Origin of the sequence: Sphingopyxis sp. H053, from assembly GCF_001468225.1 — a bacterium.
Classification (GTDB): Bacteria; Pseudomonadota; Alphaproteobacteria; order Sphingomonadales; family Sphingomonadaceae; genus Sphingopyxis.
Genome location: NZ_LNRU01000004.1, coordinates 373,018 through 391,863, shown reverse-complemented (window position 1 = coordinate 391,863; position 18,846 = coordinate 373,018). Strand labels below are relative to the sequence as shown.

Genomic DNA, 18,846 nt, shown 5'->3' with positions numbered 1-18,846 from the left:
AGCTTCTTCGGCGGCTTCGGCAACCGGGCCGCCTTCGGCGACTTCCTCGGCGATCGCGGTCGCGTCTTCGGCGGTCGCGTCGGCCGGGGTTTCGTCGGCGACGGCTTCGGCAACCGCTTCGGCGGTCGCTTCGCTCTTCACCGAACCGGTTGCGTCCGATTCAGCGGCTTCGGGAGCGGCAGCTTCTTCAGCAGCAGGCGCTTCTTCAGCGGCCACTTCCGGAGCGGCTTCTTCGACCACTTCGGGTTCGGGTGCCGGAGCGGCGGCAGCGGCGGCTGCGGCTTCTTCGGCGTCAGCCAGCTTCTGGGCCTTTTCTTCGGCGCGTTCCTTGGCCTTTTCGCCCGGGACAGCCTTGTTCGGGTTGTTGCGCGCAGCGCGTTCGAGGACACCCGCGGCGTCGAGGAAGCGGGCGACGCGGTCGGTCGGCTGCGCGCCAACCGAAACCCAATGCTTCGCACGGTCGGCGTCGAGCTTGATGCGCTCGGGATTGTCCTTGGCGAGCAGCGGGTTGTAGCTGCCGATACGTTCGATGAAGCGGCCGTCGCGCGGGCTGCGCGAATCGGCGACGACGATCTTGTAATAAGGACGCTTTTTCGAACCGCCGCGTGCGAGGCGAATGGAGGTTGCCATGATATTTTCCTTTTACTTCTAAACTGAAATTCGGGTTTAATTACTTCTTTTTATTCATCAAATTGGCGAGTTCAGGCGGGATCGATCCACCTCCGCCAAGGCCGGGGAGGCCACCGCCGCCGCCCATACCGCCCATTCCGGGAATGCCGCCGCCCTTGCCGAACAGCGCGCCGAGCCCCTTGAGCCCGCCCATCTTGCGGATCTTCTTCATCGCGCTGGCCATTTCCTGATGCATCTTCAGCACCTTGTTGACCTGCTGCACCGTCGTGCCCGACCCGTTGGCGATGCGGATCTTGCGCTTCGCGGTCAGGATTTCGGGCTTCGCGCGTTCCTTGGGGGTCATCGAGCCCATGATCGCGTCGAAGTGGATGAGCATCTTGTCGTCGGCGGCGCCCGCCGCCATCTGCGCCTGCGCCTTCTTGATCCCCGGGATCATGCCGGCGAGCGCGCCGAGGCCGCCCATGCGGCGCATCTGGTTGAGCTGCGTGCGCAAATCGTTGAGGTCGAAGATGCCCTTGGCCATCTTCGCCGCCATCGCCTCGGCCTCTTCGGCCTGGATCGTTTCGGCGGCGCGTTCGACGAGGCTGACGACGTCGCCCATGCCGAGGATGCGGCCCGCGATGCGCGAGGGCTGGAAGAGTTCGAGCCCGTCGAGCTTTTCGCCCGTACCCGCGAATTTGATCGGCTTGCCGGTGACGGCGCGCATCGAGAGCGCGGCACCGCCGCGCGCGTCGCCGTCCATGCGGGTGAGCACGACGCCGGTCAGCGGCACCTGATCGGTGAAGCGCTGCGCGACCTGCACCGCGTCCTGACCCGTCAGGCTGTCGACGACGAGCAGGGTTTCGGCGGGATTGGCGGTGCGCGACACCGCCTGCATCTCGTCCATCAGCTGCTGGTCGACGTGGAGGCGGCCCGCGGTGTCGAGCATCAGGACGTCGAAGCCCTGAAGCTTCGCCGCCTGGAGCGCGCGCTGCGCGATCTCGACCGGGCCCTGCCCCGCGACGATCGGCAAGGTCGCGACGTCGATCTGCGTGCCGAGGACGGCGAGCTGTTCCTGCGCGGCGGGGCGATTGACGTCGAGCGACGCCATCAGCACCTTCTTGCGCTCTTTTTCCTTGAGCCGCTTCGCGATCTTCGCGGTCGTCGTCGTTTTACCCGACCCTTGCAGGCCGACCATCATGATCACGGCGGGCGGGGTGACGGCAAGGTCGAGCTCGGCGGTTTCGGAGCCGAGCATTTCGGTCAGCGCGTCGCTGACGATCTTGACGACCTGCTGCCCCGGGGTAACCGAGCGCAGGACATTGGCGCCGATCGCGAGGTCGGTGACCTGATCGATGAAGCTGCGCACGACGGGCAGCGCGACGTCGGCCTCGAGCAAGGCGATTCGCACTTCGCGCATCGCGGCGCGCACGTCGGCCTCGGTCAGCGCGCCGCGGCCGCGGAGCTTCCCGAAAACATCGCCAAGCCGGTTGCTCAGACTATCGAACACAGCCAAAATCCTTGCCTACAACGCCCGCAACGCAAAACACGCCGGTGAGCGAAACCTCGCCAACCAGCGGTATCCGTGGACAGAGTTTCCGTCGCGGATGTCGATATGCCCGAACGCAAAATGCGCGCGGACGCGGCGGCCTTTACGCAAAAGCCCCGCCGAAAGCAAGCGGTGGGGCGCCCTGCGCGCGCGAAGGGCACGGCCGCGGCGCACTTAACCCAAATTTCACCGCTTTGCCCGCATAGAGCCCCTAAGGGTGGGACAAATTCATATGACATCGACGCCGAAGCCATTCGACCGCAGCGAGGGCGCCAAACGCGACATCATAGCCGGCGGCATCGTCGTCGCCGCGATCCTGTTGTTCGTGGGGACGGGCAGCAATGTGATGCAGGCGGCCGTTCGCGCCCTCATCGGCATCGGCGGCGGCCCCGACCGCGCGCTGGCGACGGCGGTCATCCTCAATGTCGCGCTGATCCTGTTCGGCTGGCGCCGCTACAAGGATCTCAATCGCGAAATCCTCGAGCGTACCGAGGCCGAGCAGCGCGCGCGCTACCTCGCCGATACCGACCCGCTGACGGGCTTTCTCAACCGCCGGGCGCTGCTCGCGACCGGGCAGCGGCAGATCGCGGGCGCGATCGCCGAAAAGCGCCAGGTCGCGCTGTTCCTACTCGACCTCGACCATTTCAAGACCGTCAACGACATTCACGGCCATGCCGCGGGCGACCGCGTGCTGCAAGTTGCCGCCGAGCGCATCTCGGCGGTGCTGCCGCCCAATGCCACCAAGGCGCGGCTCGGCGGCGACGAGTTCGTCGCGATGCTGGTGTTCGAGCCCGCGGCGCGCGCCGACGTCGATGCACTCGCCGCCGAACTCGTCATGGCGCTCGACAATAGCGTCACGCACGATGGGCAGCAGATCCGCGTCGGCGCGTCGCTCGGCATATCGCTCGCCAGCGATGCCAGCGTGACGATGGAAACGATGGTCCGTCAGGCCGACATCGCGATGTATAATTGCAAGGACGAGGGCCGGAACCGCTTCTGCTGGTTCGAAGCCGGGATGGAGATGGCGGTGCAGGTGCGCAACCAGATCGAAACCGGCATTCGCGACGGCATGCCGCGCGGCGAGTTCGTCCCGCATTTCGAACCGCAGGTCGACATCGCCAGCGGGCGCCTGATCGGCTTCGAAATGCTGATGCGCTGGGAATCGCCCGAATATGGCATGATCCCGCCCGAACGTTTCATCCCGGTCGCCGAGGAAAGCGGCCTGATCGGCGAATTGTCGCTGCAGGTGATCCGCGAGGCGATGGAGACCGCCAAACGCTGGGACCCGTCGATCATGCTCGCGGTCAACATCTCGCCGCAGCAGCTGAAGGATCCGTGGTTCAGCCAGAAGCTCACCAAATTGCTGATCGAGGTCGGTTTTCCTGCCAGCCAGCTCGAGGTCGAGATCACCGAAAGCTCGCTGTTCGAAAATCTGCCGCTGGTGCGCTCGATCGTAACCAGTCTCAAGAATCAGGGCGTATCCTTGAGCCTCGACGATTTCGGCACCGGCTACAGCTCGCTGTCGCACCTGCGCGCGCTGCCGTTCGACCGGATCAAGATCGACCGCAGCTTTGTCGCCGCGATGCGCGGCAGCCCCGATGCGCAGGCGATCGTCGTCGCGATCGTGCGGCTGGGCGAAAGCCTCGCGATGCCGATCACCGCCGAGGGGGTCGAGGATGAGGCGACCGCGATCGAGCTGACACGCCTCGGCTGTTCGAAGGGGCAGGGCTGGTATTTCGGCCGCGCCTCGTCGGCCGCCGATACCGAACGGCTGCTCGCCGACCGCGGCCTGCTGCGCACGCCGATGGCGCCGCCCGCCGGCCCCGACACCAGCGAAGACGCGCCGCTGCGCAAGACGGCCTGATCCCGCCGCATCGCTAGACTTCGCGCCCGCGCGCCCTTACATGCGCGGACTATGGCAGACCGCTTCACCAAGATGCACGGCCTCGGCAACGACTTTGTCGTGATCGACGCGCGCGAGCATGGCGTCGAGATGACGCCGGCGCGCGCGCACGCGATCGCCGACCGCCGCCATGGCATCGGGTGCGACCAGCTGATCCTGCTCGAACCGTCAAATAGTGCAGACGTGAAGATGCGGATCTTCAACGCCGACGGCGGCGAGGTCGAGGCCTGCGGCAATGCAACGCGCTGCGTCGCGACGCTGATCGGCAAGCCCGCGGTGATCGAGACGCTGGGCGGGATGCTGCGCGTCACCCCCGCCGACGGCGGTGCCGAAGTCGTACTCGGCGAGCCGATGTTCGACTGGGAGCATATCCCGCTCGCGATGCCGATGGACACGCGCGACATGCCCGTCGCATGGGACGAGCTGGAGCATGGCGCCGGGGTCAATGTCGGCAATCCGCATATCGTCTTTTTCGTGCCCGAGGCCGACGCCGTCGCGCTCGACGAGCTCGGCCCGCGGATCGAGACCGACCCGCTGTTCCCCGAGCGCGTCAACGTCAATGTCGCAAGCCTCGACGGCGAAAATCAACTCCAACTGCGCGTCTGGGAACGCGGCGTCGGGCTGACGCAGGCGTGCGGAACCGGCGCGTGCGCGACCGCGGTCGCGGCAATCCGCGCCGGCCTTGTCCAGTCGCCGGTGACGGTGTCGCTGCCCGGCGGCGACCTCGTCATCCGCTGGGCGCCCGGCGAGCCGATCGTGATGAGCGGCGCCGCGACGCGCGTCTATGAGGGCGAGACCGACTGGGCGCAGTTCGGATGAGCGCTTCCCTCGCCGACCGGCAAGAGGTCGTCAATTTCGGTTGCCGGCTGAACATCGCCGAGGGCGAAGGGGTTCGTGCGGCCGTCAAGGCTGCGGGCGCGCGCGACACGATCGTCTTCAACAGCTGCGCGGTGACCGACGAAGCGGTGCGGCAGGCGCGGCAGGCGGTACGCCGCGCGCTGCGCGAGCGGCCGGGCGCCGAGGTTGTGGTGACCGGGTGCGCGGCGGAGCTGGAGCGCGATGTTTTTACCGCGATGGGCGCGCGGGTGGTATCCAATGATGCAAAGGGCTTGGCTCAGAGCTACCTTTCAAATCCTGTCCCCTTCCCCCGCGAAGGCGGGGGTCCATCTCCCGCCGGTGCAAATTCGAACCCATCGGAGATGGGTCCCCGCCTTCGCGGGGACACGACGCCTTACGCCCCCGCCCTCTCGGGCGCCGATCATGCGCGCGCTTTTCTCGGGGTCCAGACCGGTTGCTCGCACAGCTGCACCTTTTGCGCGACGGTGCTGGCGCGCGGGACGGCGCGATCGGCGAGCGTCGATGCGGTGGTCGCGTCCGCGCAAACCGCGCTGGATCGCGGGCAGCGCGAGATCATCCTGACCGGGGTCGATCTTGCCAGCTATGGCGACGACAGCGACACGACCTTGGCCGCGCTGGTCGAGGCGTTGCTGGTGCTGCCGGTCGAACGGCTTCGCCTCTCGTCGCTCGACCCCGACCGGATCGACGACGCGCTGTTCGCGCTGCTGACGCAGGAAAAGCGCGTGATGCCGCATGTCCACCTGTCGCTGCAGGCGGGCGATGACATGGTGCTGACGCGCATGAAGCGCCGCCACCGCCGCACCGACGCCCTCGCACTGATCGAGCGGTTGAAGGCCGCGCGCGCCGAGATCGCGATCGGCGCCGACCTGATCGCAGGCTTTCCGACCGAGGATGACGCGATGTTCGCGAACTCGCTGGCGCTGATCGACGATTGCGACATCGTCTTTGGCCACATCTTTCCGTACAGCCCGCGCGCCGGGACGCCCGCCGCGCGGATGCCGCAGGTCGGGCGCACCATCGCCCGCGAGCGCGCCGCAATCCTGCGCGACGCCAATGCGCGGCGGCGGCAGGACTGGCTCGAAACGCAGATCGGCCGAACCGCATCGATGCTCGTCGAGCGCGACGGCGTCAGCGGCCATGCCGAAAATTTCGCCGCCGTGGCGCTGACCGCACCCGCGGCGCCCGGCACCATCATCGACGTGCGCCTCGGCGCGCGTGACGGCGACCGCATGATCGCCACCCAAATCGAAGCAAAGGATATCGCGGCATGACCGGCCAAAGCTGGAGCGAACGGCTGCTCGGCGGATTTCGCCGCACGTCGGAGCGGCTCGGCGAAAATCTCGCAGGGCTGACCGGCAAGGCGCGGCTCGACGAGGATGATCTCGACCGCATCGAGGAAGCGCTGATCACCGCCGACCTTGGCCCCGCGATGGCCGACCGTATCCGCAGCCGCCTCGCCGAACGCCGCGACATCGCCGCGAATGGCACCGAGGAACTCCGCAAGGTCGTCGCCGAGGAAATCGCCGCGGTGTTGCGCCCGGTCGCCGAACCGCTCGACATCGACGCCTTTCCGCGCCCACAGGTCATTTTGGTGATCGGGGTCAACGGATCGGGCAAGACCACCACGATCGCCAAGCTCGCGCATCTGTTCCAGGAACAGGATTATGGCGTGATGCTCGTCGCAGGCGACACCTTCCGCGCCGCCGCGATCGGGCAATTGAAGGTCTGGGCCGAGCGGCTCGGCGTGCCGATCATGGCGGGGCCCGAAGGCGGCGACAGCGCGGGCATCGTATTCGACGCGGTGAAGCAGGCGACCGCGACCGGCATCGACGTGCTGATCGTCGACACCGCCGGGCGGCTCCAGAACAAGCGCGAGCTGATGGACGAGCTTGCCAAGATCAAGCGCGTGCTCGGCCGCCTCAACCCCGCGGCGCCGCACGATGTCGTGCTCGTGCTCGACGCGACGACGGGGCAGAATGCGCTGTCGCAGATCGACGTGTTCCGTGAGGTTGCGGGCGTCACCGGGCTGGTGATGACGAAGCTCGACGGCACGGCGCGCGGCGGCGTGCTCGTCTCCGCCGCCGAGCGCCACGGGCTTCCGATCCACGCGATCGGCATCGGCGAAACCATCGACGACCTTCGCCCGTTCGATGCGGACGAAATCGCGGGAATTATTGCAGGAAATATCCGATGAGCGACGTGCTTCCCACTGGCCCCGAGTCGGTCCCGGCGCCGCCGCCGGCGAAGCATGGCTGGCTCAACTTCGTGATCGATTTCGGGCCTTTGCTCGTCTTCTTCCTCGCCTATAAATTCTCGTCGGGCGGCGAAGGCGCGTTTGCCGCGACGACCGCGGCGATCAAGGGCACCGTGGCCTTCATGGTCGCGATCGTCATCGCGATGGTCGTGTCGAAATGGAAGCTCGGCAAGATCTCGCCGATGCTGTGGATGTCGAGCATCCTCGTCCTCGGCTTCGGCGCGCTGACCATCTGGTTCCACGACGAGCGCTTCATCGTGATGAAGCCGACGATTATCTATGGCGCCTTCGCCGCGCTGCTGCTCGGCGGCTACTGGTTCAAAAAGCCGATGCTCAAATATCTGCTGCAATCGGCGCTCGAGGGGCTCACGGACCGCGGCTGGCTGCTGCTGTCGCGCAACTGGGGGATTTTCTTTGCCACGCTCGGCATCGCCAACCATGTGATGTACGAGATGATCCAGGCGAAGCAGATGAGCTTTGACCTGTGGCTGACGATCAAGGTCTGGGGCGTCACCGCCCTCTCCTTCCTCTTCACTTTCAGCCAGGTTCCGGTGATGCTGAAGAACGGCCTCGCCGTTCCCGAAGAGGCCGCAACCGACAAAAGTTGATGCATTTCCCCACCGCGCTGGCATAGCTGCGTCACCGGCACCGGGTCGCACGCGGCGCCGCGATAAACAGGGGGAACTGCCATGGATAAATTTTTCGGAAACCTGCACGCCGTGCTCGGCGCGGGCCTGGTGCTTGCGATCATATTGATGCTGTGCCTCAACGGCCAGAATTTCGAGGACGGGGTCGCCGCGGGCAACGCGATCATGCGCTGGCTGCACACCTTCTTCGGCGTGCTGTGGATCGGCCTGCTTTATTATTTCAACTTCGTCCAGATGCCGACGATGCCGAAGATCCCGGCCGAACTGAAACCCGCGGTCGGCAAGCATATCGCGCCCGCCGCGCTGTTCTGGTTCCGCTGGGCGGCGCTGGTCACCGTGCTGCTGGGCGTCGCGATCGCCGGCCACGCCAAATATCTGGTGCCCGCATTGGGCCTTCAGGACCCGTACAAGCTGATCGGCGTCGGCATGTGGCTGGGGCTGATCATGGCGTTCAACGTGTGGTTCCTGATCTGGCCGAACCAGAAGAAGGCGCTGGGGATCGTCGAAGCCGACGATGCGACCAAGGCGAAGGCCGCGCGGACCGCGATGATCTTTTCGCGAACCAACACCCTGCTGTCGATCCCGATGCTCTATGCGATGGTGAACTTCAGCTAAGTCGCCGCAACAGTACATTGATTGGGGCGCTTCGGGAAACCGGAGCGCCCTTTTTCGTTTCCCGTTCGTGTCGAGCGAAGTCGAGACACCCATCGCCATAGCGCCAAGCCGAGGGGCATCTCGACTTCGCTCGATGCGAACGGGTTTCTGGTTTTAGCCTTGCTCGATCGCCGCCTTGTGCATGCGGCCGTTCATCACATAATGCGCGACGCCCAGCTGCATCCCTACGGCCTGCGCATCGTCGATTTCGCGCACGCGGCGCGCGGGCGATCCGGCCCACAGTTCGCGATCGGGGATTTCCTTGTTCTCGGTCAGCAGTGCGCCCGCGGCGAGCATCGCGTCGCTGCCGATGCGGCACCCGTTCATCACCGTCGCCTTCAAACCCACGAACGCCCGGTCGGCGAGCGTGCAGCCGTGCACCATCGCAAGATGGCCGATCAGCACATCCTCGCCGATGATCGTCGGAAAGCCTTCGGGGCGGTGCGGCATCGGGCCGTCGCAATGGACGATGCTGCCATCCTGGATGTTCGAGCGCGCGCCGACGACGATGCTGCTGACATCGGCGCGCAGCACGCAATTATACCAGATGCTGACATCGGGCCCGATCGTCACGTCGCCGATGATGCGGCATCCCGGCGCGATGAAGGCGCTGGGGTCGATCTGCGGCGTCTTGCCATTGACGCTGATGATGCTGATGTCGTTCATTCGTCGCGGCCTCCAATGAGATTCTTCCAGATCAGGACCGGCAGCGTCGAGGCATAATCGTCGGTCCAGCGTTCGAAGTTCGGACGCGCTTCGAGCGGCACCCAGGCGTCGAGGTCGCGCGAATCCTTGCGCGGCCTGATCCCGCCGGTCAATTGCTGCATCCGCTGCGGCGTCGCGGTCAGCGCGACCCAGTTCGATCCGGTGAGGTCGCCATATTCGTCGCCGACCGGACCCGGGTCCATGCGGATCGCGCTCGTCCAGCCGCGCGCCTTCGCCTCCGCCGCCAGCACCGGCTCCAGATCGAAGAAGCGGTTCGAGATGTGGATGAGCAGGATCCCGTCGGGCTTCAGCGCGCGCGCATAAATGCCGATCGCTTCCTTGGTCAGCAGGTGCAGCGGAATCGCGTCGGAAGAGAAGGCGTCGATGACGATGACGTCGAAGCGCCCCGCGGGCTGGTTGGCAAGCTGGAGCCGCGCATCGCCGATGACGATCGGCGTGTCGCCGGCACAATCGGAGAGGAAGGTGAATTTCGACGGATCGCGCGCGATGTCGACCATCACCGGATCGATCTCGAAGATCGTCCAGTGCTGATCGGGCTTTCGATAGCAGGCGAGCGTGCCTGCCCCCAGCCCGACGATGCCGATCGACGCATTCGGCCCGGCAAGCGCGGCGGCCTTATCGAGCGTCAGCCCGACGCCGGATTGATGGCCATAATAGGTCGTCGGATCGCGCCGGTGCGCGGCGTCAGTACGCTGAAGTCCGTGGAGCGTGGTGCCATGCGCGAGACGGCGCTGGTTCGATGCCGGATAATCGGTGACGGTGTAGACGCCGAAATAGCTGCGCACGCGCGCACCGGTGAAGCTTTCCTGGATCGTGTCCCAGCCGCCGACGCCGATCATCAGCAGCGCGAGCACGGGCACATAGGCCCAGCGCCAGCCGATGACGAGCGTGCCGACGACGAAGATCGCGATGCCCCACGAGGTCGTCGCGCTGTCGAGCCGGCCGGTCCAGTCGCCGACCATATGCCAGGCGCCGAAAGCGGCGAGCGCGACGAATACCGCGGCCACGATCCGCGCGGTCTTGGCTTCGAGCCCCAGCCATTTGTCCCACGGCAGCAGCGCGGGGAGCGGCAACAGCATCGCGGCGGCGAGGATCAGCAGCGGATGCTCATACACCCAGTCGAAGATCAGCGGCGCGAACAGCGCCGCGAACAGCCCGCCGAGCACGCCGCCCGCCGACATGATGAGGTAAAAGAGCGTCAGATGCTGCGCCGCCGGGCGGAGATGATAGAGATAGCCGTGGAGCGCCGTCGCGACGACGAACAGCATCGCGAGGCTGGCGAGCGCGACCATCATCGAGCCGCCGCCCGAGCTCAGCAGCCCGAGCCCGCCGACCGCGAGCAGCAAGACGGGTGCGATCAGCGTGATGATCTGTGTCGGCCGCTCCATCGTCGAAAAGGCGATCACGAAGCTCAGGAGATAGAGGCCCAGCGGCAGCACCCACAGCAGGGGCATCGCGACGATGTCGGTCGTGAGGTGCGTCGTCGTCGACAGCATCAGCCCCGACGGCACCGCGGCGATCAACAGCCAGTGAAGCTGGCGGCGCAGGCTCGGACGCGGTTCGTCGGTGACGGCGGCATGCGCTTCGGCGGCGCCGTGCCAGCGCGCCGCGGCCGCCCCCGCGACGAGCAGCACGAGCAGCGCATAACCCACGGTCCAGCCCCAGCTCTGCACCGCGAGCGGCATCGTCGGCTCGACGAGTGCCGGATAGCTGATGAGGCCCGCGAAGCTGCCGAGGTTCGAGGCGGCATAGAGATAATAAGGATCGCCCGCGCGCGTATCGGCGGCGAACCAGCGCTGCATCAACGGCGCCTGCGCCGAGACGACGAAGAAGACGGGGCCGATCGACGCGAGCAGGAGCAAGGGCACCCACAGCGCCTCCTGCCCCGGACCGGGTGCCGCGATCTGCGCGATGCCGATCGGGAGCCACAGCGCCGCGACAAGGAAGAGCGCAAGGTGGATGACCGCCTGACGCCGCACGGTGAAGCGCCCGAGCCAGTGCGCATAGGCGTAGCCGCCGAGCAGCAGCGCCTGGTAGACAAGCATCGCGCTGTTCCACACCGCGGGCGCACCGCCCAATTTGGGCAGCACCATGCGCGCAACCATCGGCTGGACGAGGAAAAGCAGGAAGCTGCCGACGAGGATCGTCAGCACGAACAGCCAGCGGCGCGGCGAGGCGGACCTGATCACTCTGTCAGGCGCCGAGCAGCCGTGCAGCATGGAGCGCATGATAGCTGAGCACGCCCGACGCGCCGGCGCGGCGGAAGGCGAGCAGCGTTTCGAGAACGAGCGCGTCGCGGTCGCCCGCGCCCGCGGCGGCGGCGGCCTCGATCATCGCATATTCGCCCGACACCTGATACGCATAGACGGGCACGGCGAAGTTCGCCTTCACCGCTGCCACGATATCGAGATAGGGCAGCCCGGGCTTGACCATCACGCTGTCGGCGCCCTCGGCGAGATCCTGTGCGACTTCGCGCAGCGCTTCCTCGGCATTCGCGGGGTCCATCTGATAGGTCTTCTTGTCGCCCTTGAGCAGCCCGCGCGAGCCGACCGCGTCGCGGAACGGGCCATAGAAAGCCGAGGCATATTTGGCGGCATAGCTCATGATCTGGACATGGCCGAAGCCCTCGGCCTCGAGCGCCTGCCGGATCGCGCCGATGCGGCCGTCCATCATGTCGCTGGGCGCGATGATGTCGGCGCCAGCGCGCGCCTGGTTGAGCGCCTGCCCGACGAGGACCTCGACCGTCTCGTCGTTGAGGACATAGCCCGCATCGTCGATCAGCCCGTCCTGCCCGTGGCTGGTATAAGGGTCGAGCGCGACGTCGGTGAGGATGCCGATCTCGTCGCCGAGCGCCTGCTTGATCGCGGCGGTGGCACGGCACATCAGATTGTCGGGATTGAGCGCCTCGCCGCCATCCGCGCTGCGGCGATCGGCCTGCGTATAGGGAAAGAGCGCGAGGCACGGAATGCCCGCGGCGACCGCATCCTTCGCGCGTTCGACGAGCAGGTCGACCGACCAGCGCGACACGCCGGGCAGGCTCGATATCGGTTCCTCGGTGTTGGACCCATCGGCGACGAACAGCGGCCAGATCAGGTTCGCGGGCGAAAGCTGGGTTTCGCGCACCATCGCGCGGCTCCAGCCGGTGCGGCGGGTGCGGCGCAGGCGCAGGTCGGGAAAAGCGGCTTGGGTCATGCGGGGTGCATAGCGGCGTGCGGGCGCGGGGCAAATGGATATTGGGCTGCCAGCGTGCCAACTTCTCCGCTTGCATCGAGCGAAGTCGAGATGCACATCGGCAAGGCGCACGGCCGAGAGGCGTCTCGACTTCGCTCGACGCGAACGGAATTTAGAAGCGCGGAGAGGCTAAATCAGATCCCGTCGCCCGCGCGTTTCGAGGCGACGTCCGCGAGCGAACCGAGCTTCGGCCCCTCGACCTGTTTCGCCGCGATCGGGGTCAGCGCGGCGCCCGGCGCGATCGATGTCAGTGACCGGATGCGGGCGCGGAAATCGGCGAGCGCCTTGCCTTCGAGCAAAGCGCGCGTGACGAACGTCACCGACGACGGGTTCACCGCGCGGCCGTTGCGATAGAGTTCGTAATGGAGGTGCGGGCCGGTCGAAAGGCCGGTCGAGCCGATATAGCCGATCACCTGCCCGCGGCGCACGCGCTGGCCCGAGCGCACCGCGATGCGGCTCATATGGCCATAACCGGTGCCGAGGCCATTGCCGTGATTGAGCTTCACATAATTGCCGAAACCGCCGTGGCGCCCCGCGATCGTCACGACGCCGTCGGTGACGGCATAGATCGGCGCGCCATAGCCGCCGCCGAAATCCATGCCGCTGTGCATGCGCTTGTAGCCGAGAATCGGGTGGCGGCGCATGCCGAAAGTCGAGGTTACGCGGCCATTCGTAGGCCGCGTCATGCCGCCGCGCTGCTCGCCGACGCCCGACGCCTCGAACCATTGGGTCCGGCCGTCGACATTCCATTCGAGCATCGAGAGTTTCGCTTTTCCGCCGCGGATCAGCCCGGCGTAGAGCAATTTACCCGTTTCGGTCTCGCCCGTTTCGGCGCGGCGGTAATCGACGATGATGTCGAACTCGTCGCCGGCGCGAATGTCGCTGCCGACCGAAATCTGCTTGCCGACGACGCGCAGATAGGACTGGATCGCGGCGGGCGGCGCACCGGCGGCGCGCGCCGAACGATAGAGGCTGTCGCCGACCCGGCCGCGGATGCGCAGCGGGGTTGCGTCGACCGCGATCGGGATGCGGCGCATCACGAGCTGTCCGCCCTGCCGCTCCATCTCGATGCGGAGGTCAAAGCGCGCGCGCATCGCGAGCGCCTCGACCGGGCGCGGCATCGTGCGCGCGGCGCGGCGGCCGAGGATCAGGTCGATCCGCGTGCCCGGCGCGATGTCGGCGAGCGGAACCGCGCCCGACACCTGGCGCGCCAGCGCCTGCGCCTCGCTGCTGCCGACGCCCGAGCGTTCGAGCAGGCGGGCAAAGCTGTCGCCGCTGCCCAAGGTGGCGGTGAGTTCGATCTGCGGCCGTTCGGGCGTCTGGGTCAGCGGGCGCACCGCGTCGGTCGCCGCCATATGCCGTCCGGTGTCGCCGCCGAACGCCAGCGGCACGATCATCTGCGCACGCGCTTCGTTAAAATCGGCGGCATCGAGCGCTGGGGTTCCGCCGACTTGAAGCGGCTGGATGCCGGGGAAGGTCGCGATCGCGGTTCCGCACAGCAGGGTTAATGTCGCAAGGCCGCGCCACCATTCGGCCGAACCGATATTGTCGCCGAGGTCGGGAACGAGGTCGAGCTGCGCCAGCCGGTCGCGCCATCCGAGATGCGGTTCGGCGTCGGCAACGGCGCGCCGCAGCGGGATCGCTTGCGACATCGTGAGGGCGGCCGCGTTGCCGGACATCCCCGCGATGGGTTCGTGACGCTGGAACAAATTGCAACCCCCGCTCGGCCAGCCTCGCATATCCCCGGCTGCCGAATGATGTTTTCGAGGCACTGTCTGTAAAGAAAGGTCGTTAAAGTCAATTTAATGGCGGATTTGCCGCGGCGCGTTGCGGCAAGGCGTGGCGGGGCCGGGATATTATGCAACAGTGTGGAAAAAATCGGCCTCCGTCCTGCCATTGCGCGATCGGCTGTTGCGCGCGGACCTTGCGCATGCCAGCTTGGCTCCCAAGAAAATGACGTCATCCTCCTCCCAGCCGGTCAAGGCTGTCCTTGGCCCCACCAACACCGGCAAAACCCATTTGGCGGTCGAGCGCCTGACCGCCCATTCGAGCGGCATGATCGGCTTTCCGCTGCGCCTGCTCGCGCGCGAGGTTTACGACCGCGTCGTCGCGATCAAGGGCGCGGCGCAGGTCGGACTCGTCACCGGCGAGGAGCGAATCCTGCCGCCCGACGCGCGCTATCTGCTCGGCACGATGGAAGCGCTGCCGGTCGAACGCGACGTTGCCTTTGTCGGGATCGACGAGGCGCAGCTCGGCGCCGACCCCGAGCGCGGCCATGTCTTCACCGACCGGCTGCTGCGCGCGCGCGGACGCGAGGAAACGATGATCCTGGGGTCGGCGAGCCTTCGCGGGCTGGTCAAGGGACTGGTGCCCGAGGCCGAGATCATCACCCGGCCGCGTTTCTCGACCTTGAGCTACGCCGGGTCGTCGAAGCTCTCGCGCCTTCCCAAACGCTCGGCGATCGTCGCCTTTTCGGCCGAGGAAGTCTACGCGATCGCCGAAATGCTGCGCCGCTTTTCGGGCGGCGCCGCGGTCGTGATGGGCGCGCTCAGCCCCAAGACGCGCAATGCGCAGGTCGCGATGTTCGAGGCGGGCGAAGTCGATTATCTCGTCGCGACCGACGCGATCGGCATGGGGCTCAACCTCGACGTCCAGCATGTCGCCTTTGCGAGCCTGCAGAAATTCGACGGTCGCCGCCTCCGCCGCCTGACAGTTTCGGAAATGGCGCAGATCGCGGGGCGCGCCGGGCGCCACCAGCAGGATGGCGGCTTTGGCACCGTCGGGCTGCCGCAAGGCGGCTTCACGCCCGAGGAAATCCACGCGATCGAGGGGCATCACTTCCCGCCGCTCGCCAGCCTGTTCTGGCGCAACCCGACCCCGGGCTTCGGCTCGCTCGACCAGCTTTTGTCCGACCTCGCGCAGCCGCCGAACCAGCCGATGCTGCGCGCCGCGCCCGAGGCGGTCGACATCGCGGTGCTCAAGCATCTGGCGGGCGATATGGAAGTGCGCGCACGCGGCGGCGATTTCGACGCGGTGCAGCGATTGTGGGACGTCTGCGGCCTCCCCGACTTCGAACAATTGGGCGCCGAACATCACAGCCGCACCGTGTTCAAGCTGTGGCAATGGCGCACGAACGGCGACGGGATGATCGACCCCGACTGGTTCGCGCGCCGCCTCGCGCGGCTGAATGATGTCGAGGGCGATATCGACCAGCTCGCAAGCCGCATCGCCGCGGTGCGCACGCTCTGCTTCATCGCGCAGCGCGGCGACTGGATCGCGGGCGCGGCGGGTTGGACCGAGCAAACGCAGGCGCTCGAATCGCGCCTGTCCGATGCGCTGCACGCCGCGCTCGCGCAGCGTTTCGTCGACCGGCGGCTCGCGCTGCTGCTGCGCGACGCGGGGCAGCGGGGCGCCGCGCTGCCCGTCGCGGTCGGCGCCGACGGCACCGTCGCGGTCGACGGCGAGGCGATCGGCACGCTGAAAGGCTTTCAGTTCAAGGTCGATCCGGTGGCGAAAGCGAGCGACCACCGGATGCTGCTCGCGGCGGCCGAAAAGCATCTGCGCGCCGAACTCGCGCGCCGCGCGACCGCGCTCGCCGAGGGCGACGACAGCGCCTTGTCGCTGATCGCCGAACCGGGGACCGCGCCGCGCCTCGCCTGGCACGGCCACGCGATCGCGACGCTCGCGCGCGGGCCGACGCTCGTCCAGCCGGCGATCCAGATCGACCCGTCGCTGCGGCGGCTCGAGCTGCATCAGGTACAGGCGATTTCCGAACGACTCCAGCGCTTTGTTGCCGCCCAACTCGCGCGCCACGCGGGCCCGCTCGCCGCGATGGGCGAGGCGGCGGGCGACCTCTTCACCCCGCCGCGCGTCCGTGCGCTGCTCGCCGCGCTCACCGACAACAGCGGGACGATCGGCCGCGCCGTCGTCGAGGACCAACTGAGCGCGCTGACCCCCGAAGAGCGTCCGCAGCTGCGCAAACTCGGCTTCACCATCGGCTCGCTCGATCTCTTCCACCCGCTGCTGCTCAAGCCCGAGGCGGTGCGCTGGCGCGCGGCGCTGACGGCGGCGCAGCAGGGCGCGCCGGTTCCCGTGCTGCCGCCGCACGGCGCGGTGCTGCAAAAGGCGGGCAGCCACGCCGGGCTGGTGATCGCGGGGTTCCGCCGCTGCGCGTCGGGCTGGCTGCGCATCGACATGGCCGAAAAGCTCGCGCGTCAGGCGCATGCCGCGCGGATGCAGGCGGCGGCACCGCCGACCGCGCCGCTCGCCGGCCGCGACGAGCATCATGACGATCATGCGAACGACGAGCATGAGGGCGTCAGCGCCGCGCCGCCGCCCGGCTTCATCATCGACCCCGCGCTCGCGACCTCGCTCGGGCTCGACGAAGAGACGCGCCGCGCGCTGCTCGGCAGCTTCGGTTTCCGCAGCGTCGGCGAACCCGCATTGCAGCGCTGGCGCTGGTCGGGGCTGCGCAAGGCGGCCGAAAAGCGCCCGCGCCGCAAACCGCATCCGCATCGCAAGAATGCCGACGCGCCGACGCGCGCCGCGAACGGCGAAGCAAGGCGTCCGCCCGCGCATCAGGCGAAGGGCAAGCGCGGCAAGCCCGACAAGGTGCGTGTCGCCGCGCCGCGCCCGCCGCGCCCCGACCGCCCCGACCGCCCCGACCGGCAGCCACGTCGCGGCCCGTCTCCGAACAGCCCTTTTGCCGGCCTCGCTGCGCTGCTCGCGGACGCACGCAAAGACTGATGGCAAGTCCGGGCGCCGCGGGAAGCATCCGGCTGGACAAGCTGCTGTGGTTCCTGCGCTTCGCCCGCTCGCGCAGCATGGCGCAGGCGATGGTCGAAGCGGGGCATATCAGGCTCGACGGGCGGCGCATCACGCGTTCATCATGCGCAGTGCATGCCGGGTCGACGCTCGTTCTGCCGGTTGGCGAGCGGATCGAGGTGATCCGCCTGCTTTCGTTGCCGCTCCGCCGCGGCCCCGCGCCCGAGGCGCAGGCTTGTTACCAGCGGCTCGATCCCGGGGCGTTGCCGCCCGCACAATCGGCTATCGACGCCGATGGAAATGCTTTGCACCCGCGGCATCCCGATCGTCCTATTCAGTGAGAGTGATTCGCAACTGTCGCTTAGCGTTGACGCACCGCCTTCACGCGGCATAGAGGCGAGCCCATATTGAGAGCCTGACGGCCCGATTGCCGTCATCTGAGGGAGCCGAAAGCCCATGACCTATGTCGTCACCGATGCCTGCGTCCGGTGCAAATATATGGACTGTGTCGAGGTGTGCCCCGTCGACTGTTTCTATGAGGGCGAGAATATGCTCGTCATCAATCCGAACGAATGCATCGACTGCGGCGTGTGCGAACCCGAATGCCCGGCCGAGGCGATCCTGCCCGACACCGAGAGCGGCCTGGAAAAGTGGCTCGAAGTGAACAGCAAGTTCAGCGCCGAATGGCCGAACATCACGGTCAAGAAGGACAGCCCCGCCGACGCCGACGAGTTCAAAGGCGTCGAGAACAAGTTCGAGACGCTCTTTTCGCCCGAACCCGGCGAGGGCGACTGAGGCGAAACCAGATAATCCGGAAGGGGCGGGACTTTCCCGCCCCTTCTTTTTGCCCCCTTGAAAGACCTCCGCTTGGCGACGATGTAGGATCATGGAGGGGCAGCCCGCCGGATTCTCCGGCGCGGCATCCCGATAACATAAGGACGAATTCCCAATGATCGACCCGCTCGCAGCCCTTGTTCCCGTCGTCGTCGAGCAGACGAGCCGCGGCGAACGCAGCTTCGACATTTTCTCGCGCCTGCTGCGCGAACGGATCATCTTCGTCACCGGCGAGGTCGAGGACAATATGGCCTCGCTGATTACCGCCCAGCTTTTGTTCCTCGAATCGGAAAATCCGAAGAAGGACATCTATATGTACATCAACTCGCCGGGCGGAGTCGTCACGGCGGGCATGGCGATCCACGACACGATGCAATATATCCGCCCGCGCGTCGGCACGGTGTGCGTCGGTCAGGCCGCGTCGATGGGCAGCTTTCTGCTCGCCGCGGGTGAGCCCGGCATGCGCGTCGCGCTGACCAACGCGCGCGTGATGATCCATCAGCCCTCGGGCGGTGCGCGCGGCATGGCATCGGATATCGAAATCCAGGCGCGCGAGATTCTGCGCATCCGCAAGCGGATGAACGACCTGTATGTGAAATATACCGGCAAGCCGCTGAAAGAGATCGAAAAAGCGATGGACCGCGACACCTTCCTCGAAGCCGACGAGGCCAAGGCATTCGGACTCGTCGACCAGGTGTTCGACCGCCGTCCGGGCTTGCCGGGCGACGACGCGCCGAAGGATGTGAGCGAAGGCCCGACGCCCTGAGTGCCACGTCCCGAAACGAACCAGTAACCGCGTTTCTTGACGCCCGCTTCG

At 67.0% G+C, this 18,846-nt stretch carries 15 protein-coding genes and 1 pseudogene; 10 read left to right on the top strand and 6 right to left on the bottom strand.

Going from position 1 to position 18,846, the window contains the following annotated elements:
• Positions 1 to 174: 174 nt before the first annotated feature.
• Both rpsP and ffh read right to left on the bottom strand, forming a co-directional pair.
• Positions 175 to 630 (bottom strand): annotated as a pseudogene (rpsP, locus tag ATE70_RS09975) (30S ribosomal protein S16); the annotation flags it as partial.
• Between the two features lie 40 nt (positions 631 to 670).
• Positions 671 to 2,119 (bottom strand): signal recognition particle protein, encoded by a 1,449-nt coding sequence (gene ffh / locus ATE70_RS09970; protein WP_197411425.1) that lies wholly within the window; start codon positions 2,117 to 2,119, stop codon positions 671 to 673.
• 271 nt (positions 2,120 to 2,390) lie between these two features.
• On the opposite strand from ffh, the gene ATE70_RS09965 reads away from it, so the two are divergent.
• The 6 genes from ATE70_RS09965 (at position 2,391) to ATE70_RS09940 (ending at position 8,435) form a co-directional block, all read left to right on the top strand.
• Positions 2,391 to 4,022, top strand: a complete 1,632-nt coding sequence (locus tag ATE70_RS09965) for a putative bifunctional diguanylate cyclase/phosphodiesterase (RefSeq protein WP_058537756.1) — start codon at positions 2,391 to 2,393, stop codon at positions 4,020 to 4,022.
• A gap of 51 nt (positions 4,023 to 4,073) precedes the next feature.
• Positions 4,074 to 4,880 carry a diaminopimelate epimerase gene (gene dapF, locus ATE70_RS09960; RefSeq protein WP_058537755.1) on the top strand — a complete coding sequence of 269 codons (807 nt, stop codon included), beginning with the start codon at positions 4,074 to 4,076 and terminating at the stop codon, positions 4,878 to 4,880.
• Entirely contained in the window at positions 4,877 to 6,190 is a 1,314-nt protein-coding gene (locus ATE70_RS09955; protein ID WP_058537754.1) for a MiaB/RimO family radical SAM methylthiotransferase, read from the top strand. Before dapF ends, ATE70_RS09955 begins: the two co-directional genes overlap by 4 nt.
• Positions 6,187 to 7,113: a signal recognition particle-docking protein FtsY gene (gene ftsY, locus ATE70_RS09950; RefSeq protein WP_058537753.1), complete on the top strand. Its 927-nt coding sequence runs from the start codon at positions 6,187 to 6,189 to the stop codon at positions 7,111 to 7,113. Before ATE70_RS09955 ends, ftsY begins: the two co-directional genes overlap by 4 nt.
• Positions 7,110 to 7,781 carry an inner membrane-spanning protein YciB gene (locus ATE70_RS09945; protein ID WP_082639535.1) on the top strand — a complete coding sequence of 224 codons (672 nt, stop codon included), beginning with the start codon at positions 7,110 to 7,112 and terminating at the stop codon, positions 7,779 to 7,781. Before ftsY ends, ATE70_RS09945 begins: the two co-directional genes overlap by 4 nt.
• An 81-nt stretch (positions 7,782 to 7,862) precedes the next feature.
• Positions 7,863 to 8,435, top strand: coding sequence for a urate hydroxylase PuuD (locus ATE70_RS09940; protein WP_058537752.1), 573 nt, complete (start codon positions 7,863 to 7,865; stop codon positions 8,433 to 8,435).
• A gap of 153 nt (positions 8,436 to 8,588) precedes the next feature.
• On the opposite strand, the gene ATE70_RS09935 is transcribed toward ATE70_RS09940, so the two are convergent.
• The 4 genes from ATE70_RS09935 to ATE70_RS09920 form a co-directional block, all read right to left on the bottom strand.
• A complete protein-coding gene (locus ATE70_RS09935) occupies positions 8,589 to 9,140 on the bottom strand; it encodes a gamma carbonic anhydrase family protein (RefSeq protein ID WP_058537751.1) in 552 nt (183 codons plus the stop codon).
• Positions 9,137 to 11,419 (bottom strand): spermidine synthase, encoded by a 2,283-nt coding sequence (locus tag ATE70_RS09930; protein ID WP_058537750.1) that lies wholly within the window; start codon positions 11,417 to 11,419, stop codon positions 9,137 to 9,139. The genes ATE70_RS09935 and ATE70_RS09930 overlap by 4 nt, the downstream gene beginning before the upstream one ends.
• Positions 11,394 to 12,392, bottom strand: a complete 999-nt coding sequence (gene hemB, locus ATE70_RS09925; RefSeq protein ID WP_058537749.1) for a porphobilinogen synthase — start codon at positions 12,390 to 12,392, stop codon at positions 11,394 to 11,396. The genes ATE70_RS09930 and hemB overlap by 26 nt, the downstream gene beginning before the upstream one ends.
• A 173-nt stretch (positions 12,393 to 12,565) precedes the next feature.
• Positions 12,566 to 14,083: a M23 family metallopeptidase gene (locus tag ATE70_RS09920; RefSeq protein WP_231740067.1), complete on the bottom strand. Its 1,518-nt coding sequence runs from the start codon at positions 14,081 to 14,083 to the stop codon at positions 12,566 to 12,568.
• A 301-nt stretch (positions 14,084 to 14,384) separates the two neighbouring features.
• On the opposite strand from ATE70_RS09920, the gene ATE70_RS09915 reads away from it, so the two are divergent.
• From ATE70_RS09915 to ATE70_RS09900, 4 genes are all read left to right on the top strand, one after another.
• On the top strand, positions 14,385 to 17,177 hold the full coding sequence (locus tag ATE70_RS09915; protein WP_058537845.1) for a helicase-related protein: 2,793 nt from the start codon (positions 14,385 to 14,387) through the stop codon (positions 17,175 to 17,177).
• The gene (locus ATE70_RS09910) at positions 17,177 to 17,536 is read left to right on the top strand and encodes an RNA-binding S4 domain-containing protein (RefSeq protein WP_058537748.1); all 360 of its coding nucleotides are present in this window, start codon (positions 17,177 to 17,179) and stop codon (positions 17,534 to 17,536) included. Before ATE70_RS09915 ends, ATE70_RS09910 begins: the two co-directional genes overlap by 1 nt.
• A gap of 115 nt (positions 17,537 to 17,651) precedes the next feature.
• Positions 17,652 to 17,990 (top strand): ferredoxin FdxA, encoded by a 339-nt coding sequence (gene fdxA, locus ATE70_RS09905; protein WP_058537747.1) that lies wholly within the window; start codon positions 17,652 to 17,654, stop codon positions 17,988 to 17,990.
• Positions 17,991 to 18,144: 154 nt separating this feature from the next.
• Complete coding sequence (locus tag ATE70_RS09900; protein ID WP_058537746.1) at positions 18,145 to 18,795, top strand: ATP-dependent Clp protease proteolytic subunit; 651 nt, start codon at positions 18,145 to 18,147, stop codon at positions 18,793 to 18,795.
• Positions 18,796 to 18,846: the final 51 nt, after the last annotated feature.